This window comes from Cupriavidus phytohabitans, assembly GCF_017815025.1.
In the GTDB taxonomy this organism is placed as follows: Bacteria; Pseudomonadota; Gammaproteobacteria; order Burkholderiales; family Burkholderiaceae; genus Cupriavidus.
In genome coordinates this window covers 1-1,806 of record NZ_JAGIQB010000163.1, presented here as the reverse complement: position 1 = coordinate 1,806, position 1,806 = coordinate 1, and the positions used below count along the sequence as shown (strand labels likewise).

At 63.9% G+C, this 1,806-nt stretch carries 2 protein-coding genes; one reads left to right on the top strand and one right to left on the bottom strand.

Annotated features, from left to right (window positions below; translation table 11 throughout):
- Positions 1-58 precede the first annotated feature (58 nt).
- On the bottom strand, positions 59-874 hold the full coding sequence (locus J8I34_RS33825; protein ID WP_500784452.1) for a reverse transcriptase domain-containing protein: 816 nt from the start codon (positions 872-874) through the stop codon (positions 59-61).
- Between the two features lie 495 nt (positions 875-1,369).
- On the opposite strand from J8I34_RS33825, the gene J8I34_RS33820 reads away from it, so the two are divergent.
- Positions 1,370-1,806, top strand: a 437-nt coding sequence (locus J8I34_RS33820; RefSeq protein ID WP_500784451.1) for a site-specific integrase, incomplete at its 3' end; no start/stop codon positions are given.

The window sequence follows — 1,806 nt, the reverse complement described above, 5'->3', positions numbered from 1 at the left end:
GACCATGGCGCCAGGCACTCCCTTGATATGCGAAGGCCACATCTTACCCGCGAGTTTGCTATGTTGTTGCCGGAGCTACTACGGCCCCTTGCGGCGTACCTTCCTCACTGACGCTCCATTCCCCGTCCTCTAAGACGCCCGCCCTGAGCCACTTGCGCACAAGGCGGATGATACGTGGGTCGCCAATCCGATGCTCCATGAACCGGATCAACCATTGCTGGCTAACCGAGTCGAAGAAGCTCCGAATGTCGGCGTCCAAGATCCAGTTCACCGGGGTGTCCGTGATGGCCACGGCGAGCGCATCCAGCGCATCATGCTGGCTACGCCGGGGCCGAAACCCGTACGAGAAGCCGAGGAAATCCTGCTCGTAAATCCCGTTGAGCACCTCGACCACTGCGCGCTGGACAATCTTGTCCTGCAGCGCGGCAATCCCCAGCGGTCGCTGCTTTCCGTCCGGCTTGGGTATGTACTGCCGCCGAACGGGCAACGCCCGATACGCTCCGCATTGGACTTGTGCGTGCAGACGCTGGAGGTGTTCTTCCAGGTCCGCCTCGTAGTACCTCCACGTCAGGCCGTCCACGCCAGGGGCCGCGTTGCGCTTGAGCGCGTAGAACGACTCCCGAAGCCTGTCAACCGAGACGTGGTGCAAGAGCGCGGTGAACCGCTCCTTCTTCCGCTGCCTAGCAGCTTGCCGTACACGTTCCAGCCCCTGTGACACGCTTGCCCGGTTCTGTGCCCGGCGCGTGTGTGGCTGACCCGTGTTCCCCTTGGTCCCCGCCCTTGGCTCCACCCGCTCCGCAGCCAGATTGCTGGCCTTGTTCGCAGGCTTCGTCGCTACTATGGCGGAGTCTGACTTCTCCCATCCGTTCATCATCGGCTTCGGCTCCTCGCCTTCCCGATGCGGACCCGTCCGAACGGCGACTGGCCAGACGGGAGATCTCCCGGTTCCCGCGCAAGGAGCGTCCGTACGTGCCAGGTTCTCAGACCACGCCGGGTCGTCGGAGCGCTCGCGAAAGCGCGCTCCGCCGTGTAACCTTCCGCGTACTGAACCGCGTCGGCACCCGGGATATATCTATCGCGGCTCAATGGCTGGCCCATACGCTCCCCTACCGACGCTTCGCCGACCACCTCGCGGTTGCCTGCGCACGGCTCGGGGCCGATGTGACTCGCTATTTCTTCATCGTAGTGGACTCGCACCACCAACTCCTTGCCGGTCTCCCGGCGCACTCAGTATATAACAGGGGCATGACGCAAATGAACTCCCTCTGGCTCAGCAACCCAACCCAGGCATACCGACTGGCAGGCTCGCGAAGCGGCCGGCGCTGATCGCCGGCCCTTCTCGGCGCGCACGATCATCCAGCATCAGGCGATGTTCGAGCATTTTCGTCGGCACCTGCTGGCACGAGGCACGCCCATTGCCTGCACGGCCGACGTCGGCGCGTTCTGGCAAACCCCCGATGGCCGCACATACTCCCAGGCCACCCGCATGCACTATATGAAGCTGCTGGATCGGCTGTGCCGACAGCTGGTCTTCGCTGGCGTACGGCAGGACAACCCTGCCGCTACGCTGCTCACAGCTGAACGCTGGCCAGACCAGGAACCAACGCCTCAGTTCCTGAGCGAAGCTGAGGATGGGCGGCTGCAGGTGTATCTCAATTTGCCTTCTGTCGATCCGGCCAGTGTGCGCAGCCAGGCAATCGTCGCGGCATTCCCCGGCACCGGCATCACTGCGGCGGAAGCGCGCGCGGCCCATTGTGCGGATCTGAGGCTGGACGCGACCCCACCCTACCTCGTCGTGCGGGCACA

Excerpts from the sequence above, each read along its gene's own strand:
- J8I34_RS33825 (WP_500784452.1), bottom strand. The coding sequence starts at position 874 with ATGATGAACGGATGGGAGAAGTCAGACTCCGCCATAGTAGCGACGAAG.